The 6,511-nt window shown below is 47.7% G+C and carries 4 protein-coding genes and 1 pseudogene; 2 read left to right on the forward strand and 3 right to left on the reverse strand.

Features of this window, described 5'->3' with window-relative positions; genetic code table 11:
* Positions 1–33 precede the first annotated feature (33 nt).
* Positions 34–2,427: a DNA polymerase domain-containing protein gene (locus AYT24_RS10355; RefSeq protein WP_164927300.1), complete on the forward strand. Its 2,394-nt coding sequence runs from the start codon at positions 34–36 to the stop codon at positions 2,425–2,427.
* Positions 2,428–2,503: 76 nt separating this feature from the next.
* Positions 2,504–3,730, forward strand: coding sequence for an FprA family A-type flavoprotein (locus AYT24_RS10360; RefSeq protein ID WP_010933933.1), 1,227 nt, complete (start codon positions 2,504–2,506; stop codon positions 3,728–3,730).
* A 112-nt stretch (positions 3,731–3,842) separates the two neighbouring features.
* Here the strand turns inward: AYT24_RS10360 and AYT24_RS10365 are convergent.
* From AYT24_RS10365 to recF, 3 genes and pseudogenes are all read right to left on the reverse strand, one after another.
* Positions 3,843–4,979 (reverse strand): annotated as a pseudogene (locus AYT24_RS10365) (transposase).
* Between the two features lie 115 nt (positions 4,980–5,094).
* Positions 5,095–5,388 carry a DUF721 domain-containing protein gene (locus AYT24_RS10370; RefSeq protein ID WP_164927182.1) on the reverse strand — a complete coding sequence of 98 codons (294 nt, stop codon included), beginning with the start codon at positions 5,386–5,388 and terminating at the stop codon, positions 5,095–5,097.
* A gap of 2 nt (positions 5,389–5,390) precedes the next feature.
* A complete protein-coding gene (gene recF / locus AYT24_RS10375; RefSeq protein ID WP_010933935.1) occupies positions 5,391–6,497 on the reverse strand; it encodes a DNA replication/repair protein RecF in 1,107 nt (368 codons plus the stop codon).
* Positions 6,498–6,511 lie beyond the last annotated feature (14 nt).

The raw sequence follows: 6,511 nt of genomic DNA on the forward strand, positions 1-6,511 counted from the left end.
TGAAACATGTATTCAATCTTGCTCTCTGGTACCATGAACAACATTGTCAATTTTTCTTTCGAGAATGAACTGCTTTTCGGTAAAGACCCCGAAGAGAACATTGTTGGAGCGTACCAGCTTAATGATTCGCAAATACGGCTGTTTTTCAGAAAAACGGATGTTGTCACCCATCGAGATGAGCCATTCTATCCATTCTTTTTTCTCTCAGACAATGAACTGCTTGAAGGTTTTATCCCCTTTAACAAAGAAAAATTCTGGCTGATCCCGCTTGACGGCACAAACTACTACCGGTATCTCGCCATCTTTAGAAGCTGGAAAAATTATCGCGCGGCGCTCGACTTTGTGAACTCCAGTTCTCAGGATTCTTCTTCAAGGAGTGATTCCCAGAACAGCTCAAGCTTTCACAGCCATTTGACCTACAGCCCGGGCGATGCCATCAGCCAGTACCTGATGCAGACCGGTAAAACCCTTTTCAAGGGAATGCTGTTTGACGACCTTCATCGCCTACAGCTCGATATCGAGACCTACTATCAGCCCGACAAGAAGCGAAAAGGAAAAGGTATCGGCGAAGACCCGATCATCATCGTCTCGCTCAGCGACAACCGTTCCTGGGAGCATGTCATTCACTCTAAAGGCAGATCTGAAAAGGATCTACTCGAAGAGCTCGTACACATCATCCGTCAGAAAGATCCGGATGTGATCGAAGGGCACAACATCTTCGGTTTCGATCTTCCCTACCTTCAGCGCCGATGTGAACTGAACGGTGTACGATTCGCTATCGGCCGCAACGGCTTGGTGCCACGTTCTTATCCTGCGACGATCCGCTTTGCCGAGCGATCGGCCGATTTCCAGTTCTGCGACATTCCCGGAAGGCATGTAATCGACACCTACTTCCTTGTCCAGAATTACGATATCTCGAAACACACGCTTCCGAGCTACGGTTTGAAAGCGGTCGCCAAATTCTTCGGTTTCGCCTCGCCCAACCGTACCTATGTCGACTACAAAAACATCGCCAGCACCTGGGACGACAATCCCGAAACCCTTCTGGCCTACGCGCTCGACGATGTGCGAGAAACCCGTGAACTGGCGGCGCTGCTTTCCGGTAGTAACTTTAGCATGACCAGTATGGTACCATACAGCTACGCCAATACCGCGAGGCTCGGGCCAGCAGCAAAGATCGAGGCCCTCATAATCCGGGAGTATCTGAAGCGCAAAGTTTCCATCCCTCGTCCATCGATTGGGCAGCAACAGACTGGCGGCTTTACCGAAGTGTTTATCAAAGGCATTCTCGGGCCAATCGTTTATGCAGACGTCGAATCGCTCTATCCCTCGATCATGCTCACCTTCGATGTTTGCCCAAAATCCGATTCGCTCAAAGTGTTTCCAACTATCCTGAAGGATCTGAAAGAGTTGCGTTTTGCAGCAAAAAAGCGCGCTGAAGAGGAGAAGGAACGCGGCAACGCCTCGCTGTCGTACAATTTCGATGCCATGCAATCCTCCTTCAAGATCATCATCAATGCCATGTACGGTTATCTCGGCTTCGGCAACGGCATGTTCAACGATTTTGAGGAAGCTGACCGCGTCACAACCAAAGGACAGGAGATCGCTAAAAAAATGATCCGCGAGTTCGAATCACGTGGCGCCAAAGTAATCGAAGTCGATACCGATGGCATCTTTCTCGTTCCCCCACCCTACGTGGTTACCGAAGAGGAGGAACGGCAGCTGGTCTGTGAAGTTTCATCCACCATGCCGCAGGGAATAAGAATCGGTTTTGACGGCCGCTTCAAGAAAATGATTTCCTACATGAAGAAAAACTATGCCCTTCTCGATTACAACGAAAAACTGAAGCTGAAAGGATCTGCATTCGTGAGCAGAAGCGGTGAAAAATTCGGCCGGGACTTCGTAAGAGAGGGATTTATCCTGCTCCTCAATGATGACATCCAGGGACTTCATGACCTCTACGTCAAGTATCGCAACGATCTGATAAATCATCGACTCCATATCAGCGATTTTTCCCGAACAGAATCGATGAAAACCACCCTCGATCAGTATGTCTCCGATGTACGGGCCGGTAAGCGCTCCAAATCGATCACCTACGAAATTGCACTTCGACAGGGGTTGGAAATTGCGAAGGGCGATCGAATCACCTATTATGTTGCCGGCACCGGCAATCCGGCATCGTTCGTTGAGAACGGGCGACTCGCCGAAGAGTGGAACAAGGAACAACCTGATGAAAACACTGGTTTCTATCTGAAACGGCTCGATGAATACGCTCAGAAATTTCTCCCATTCTTCAAGCCTCAGGATTTCAGCTCAATCTTTTCAGCAGATACACTTTTTGCGTTTTCTCCTGAAGGAATCAAAGTGATAAAAGAGATTAGACATCATGAAACCGGTGATCTGTATCGTGAGAATTCACCCTTTTAAAAAATTATTGTTTAAACTTTTTATCATCATAAATCATTAAAGTTCAGATTTTTCACAACAAAAACAAATATAAATTATGACCGATAATAAAATTCTTCCAATTACCGACGATGTCTCCTGGATTGGCGTGCTTGATCCGGGCCTGATCACCTTCGATATCGTCATGGAGACCAAATACGGCACTACCTACAATTCTTACTTCATCAACGCCGAGAAAAAAACGGTGGTTGAAACGACCAAGGTGAAGTTCTGGCCGACCTATATCGAAAAATTGAAAAAGGTGGTCAATCCTGAAGAGATCGAATACATCATCGTCGATCACACCGAACCCGACCACTCGGGTAACGTACACAACTTGCTCTCCGTTGCGCCGAATGCCACTGTGGTGGGTAGCGGTAACGCCATCAAGTTCCTGCGTGACCAGACCGGCCACGACTTCAAACATCTTGTAGTCAAGCATGGAGACAAGCTCGACCTCGGCAACAAGACGATTCACTTCATTGGTGCTCCAAACCTGCACTGGCCTGACACGATCTACTCCTGGCTGGAGGAGGATAGGGTACTCTTTACCTGCGACTCCTTCGGCTGCCACTACTGCAACGAAGCGATGTATGATGACCTCTGTGGTGATTTCGATGACGCATTTAAATACTACTTTGACGCCATTTTGAGGCCGTTCAGCAAGTACATGCTTCAGGCGATCGAAAAAATACGCCCACTCGATATTAAAGTCATTTGCCCTGGCCATGGACCGATCCTGCGCTCGGACTGGAAGAAATATGTCGATCTTTCGGAGCGATACGCTAAAAGCGCCATTGCCATGCCAAATGAGAAGAGCATTCTCATCGCCTATGTCTCTGCTTATGAAAACACCTCGGTGCTGGCGCAAAAGATCGCCGAAGGCTTGCGGTCAGCGTGTGACTTCAACGTTGATGTTTGTGATATCGAAAACATGTCGGCAGAGAAACTTGAAGAGAAGATTGCGCATTCGATGGGAATCATCATCGGCTCTCCCACCATCAACCAGAACATTGTTCATCAGATCTACGGCATTTTTGCCGTGCTCAATCCGTTGCGCGACCGTGGCAAACTGGCCGCAGCGTTCGGCTCATACGGCTGGAGTGGTGAAGGAGTAAAAATCATCGAGAGCAACCTGGCTAACCTCAAGCTCAAGGTGTTCGACCAGAACGTGATGGTCAAGTTCCAGCCTCACGAACCTGAATTCGAGCAGTGCAGGGAATTCGGAAAGGCATTTGCTGAAAAAATGATCGAGATGTACAATCTTACCTGCAATATTAAATAGTTCTTTTTTTTATAGCATAGAAGGTAAAACAACCCGGAATACTGATTATTACTAGATAGTATTCCGGGTTGTTTTTTTGAGCCTGTTCAGCTAAGTGTGTAAACGGTCGTTTTCATAGAGGCACCCTTCCCTCGAATTTAATGGAAAACTGATTGATGACCGCCCCCCAGTTTTTGATTGGCATCGTCCATTTTTTGGCAATATTCTGCATGGCAAGATAGATCAGCTTGATAATCGATTCATCAGTCGGAAACGAGCCTTTGGTTTTCAGCACGTTGCGCAACGAGCGGTTCAGCGACTCGATGGCGTTGGTCGTGTAAATGACCTTCCGGATTTCTGGCAGATAATCGAAAAACGGGATGATGTGCTCCCAATGCCGCTGCCAGAGCTTGCTGACTGAGGGATATTTGCCGTCCCATTTGTCGGCCAAGAGGCGCAATGCCACTTCGGCGGCCTCGGCGGTTGGTGAGCCGTAAATCGTTTTCAGATCGGCACAGAACTCTTTGCGATCTTTCCACGATACGTATTTGACGGAGTTGCGCACCATGTGCACCATGCACAACTGCACCTCGGTTTTTGAGTTCGGTCATGACGCTAAGCCAGAATTTGGCCCCTTCGTTCTGCGAAATCCACAGTCCCAGCAGCTCCTTGTGGCCATCCATGGTGATGGCTAAGGCCAGATAAACAGCTTTGTTACAGGCCCGTCCGTCTTGACGGCCCTTGACGACAATGCAGTCGAAAGAGACGATGGGATAGAGCGCCTCGAGCGGGCGGTTCTGCCAGGCGCGTACGTCGTCGAGCACCGCGTCGGTCACGCTGCTGATGAGCGCTTCGGAGACTTCGACCTGGTAGAGTTCCAGCAACATGGCCTGCATGTCGCGGACGCTCATGCCGCGGGCGTCCATGGCCAGGATTTTGTCGTCGAAGCCCTTGAAGCGCGTCTGGCGCTTCGGGATCAGTTGCGGCTCGAAGCTGCCGTTGCGGTCGCGCGGGGGGTGGATGGTGAACTGATCGTTTTACTGCCGTAACCGTTACGGCTGTTCCTGCTATTCGGGACGATCGGGGTGTGCTTGGGATAGCCGAGGTGTTCATCCAGTTCACCTTCGAGTGCCTTTTCGATTAAGCGCTTTTTGAACTGGTCGAACAGGCCACCTTTGTCAAAAAGGGCTTGGGGGCTGCCGCTTTCTCGCAGAAGCTGCCCGATCAGCTCGCCCTGAATGTCCGGGGTCTTGTTTTTCTTTCTGGTCATAGTTTTGCTCCTTTTTCAATGATAGGAAACTATGACCGTTTACACACTTTATCTTACAGACCCTTTTTTTTGATAATTCTTTTATTCAATTCTTTCTCAAGATTACTATTTTATCTTATTTAAAGATAATCGTTCGTATCATTTCATATCCAACAGCTTTATTGAGTCGTTTCGTTATATCTCTTTTCCTGAAGTTGAGTTCCATTCTCCACGAAGGGCTCTTTACCTTCACATAGAGATTTCCATCCTTCATTTTCTCTACTGATGTCACCTTCGCAATAGTTTCTCCGACCACGTTTTTCCAAGCATGAAGTGTCTTGTATTCATCATAGGCTTCCGTCATGCCGATCTTACAGAAAACATCAGCTATGATCCCGCCAAGCTCTCTCGGTGGTTTTGCTTTACTCATGATCAAGGCTCCTTACTACTCTTGTAATCATCAACAGAAAAAAAACTTATACCCTTCCCCTTTTTTTTCTCCGTTGAGGTGATGATCACCTGTCCTTTGGTTGCAAGCGTCTCGACCATGGTACCGGAAACCACCTCATCAAGCTCACTGAACAGATCGTCAAGAAGGGTAATTGGTATCTCACCCGATGCTTCATAAAGATAGCCTTGCAGTGTCATTTTCATAGCAACAAGAAATGCACGCTGCTGTCCCTGAGAGGCATATTTTCGTATTTCTCTTTTGTTTAGATAAAATTGCAGATCATCCCGATGTGGTCCAGCAAGCGTTTGCCTTCGTTGTAACTCCTGCTGCTTTAACGTTTCAAAACGCTCTCTAAAAACCTGCTGTATCTTATCTTTTTCATACAGATTTTCGTGATGACCAAGAGAACTTTGATATAAAATTGATGGCTCAGCTCCTTCAGGGATCCATTGATAGACACCACCAAGCATGGAAGTAAAATGCTCGATAAATCGCTTTCTTACCAGAACAATTTCCGTTGCTATAGCAACGAGTTGATCGGTTAGAACATCGAGAGCTGAATCAATAACACGTGGATCCTGCTCCGAAGAAAGCAGGGCATTACGTTGCTGTAAAATACGCCTATACAGCAATAAATCGGATAAATACTTCCGATCATACTGACAAATTGCCGTATCGATGAATCGACGACGCTCAGCCGGTGCGCCGTTGATGATCACCATCTCACGTGGCGTAAAGGTCACGCACGGAATGGTCCCGATATGGCTGGAAAAGGTTTGAAGCTCCTGTTCGTTAACAAGGATTCTCTTCTCCCTCTTCGGTGAATAGGTGATCGAAACCTTAGTAGCAATTCCCTGACCACTCGTAAATGAGGAGCGGATGGTAAACAGCTCCTCCCCGAACTTCAGATACTCCCGATCGTTATTTCCGGAAAAGCCTCTTGTCAGAGCGCAATAATGGATCGCCTCAAGAATCGATGTTTTTCCCGAACCATTTCTGCCATAAATATTGGTAATGGAGTGGCCTGGCTCGAATTCAAGAAGCGTGTGATTCCTGAAATTGGCGATACTGATGGAGTCGAGTCGCAAGCCTCTCCTGTTCC

Origin of the sequence: Chlorobaculum tepidum TLS (assembly GCF_000006985.1) — a bacterium.
Taxonomy (GTDB): domain Bacteria; phylum Bacteroidota; class Chlorobiia; order Chlorobiales; family Chlorobiaceae; genus Chlorobaculum; species Chlorobaculum tepidum.

Excerpts from the sequence above, each read along its gene's own strand:
- AYT24_RS10355 (WP_164927300.1), top strand. The coding sequence starts at position 34 with ATGAACAACATTGTCAATTTTTCTTTCGAGAATGAACTGCTTTTCGGT.
- AYT24_RS10360 (WP_010933933.1), top strand. The coding sequence starts at position 2,504 with ATGACCGATAATAAAATTCTTCCAATTACCGACGATGTCTCCTGGATT.
- AYT24_RS10370 (WP_164927182.1), bottom strand. The coding sequence starts at position 5,388 with ATGAGTAAAGCAAAACCACCGAGAGAGCTTGGCGGGATCATAGCTGAT.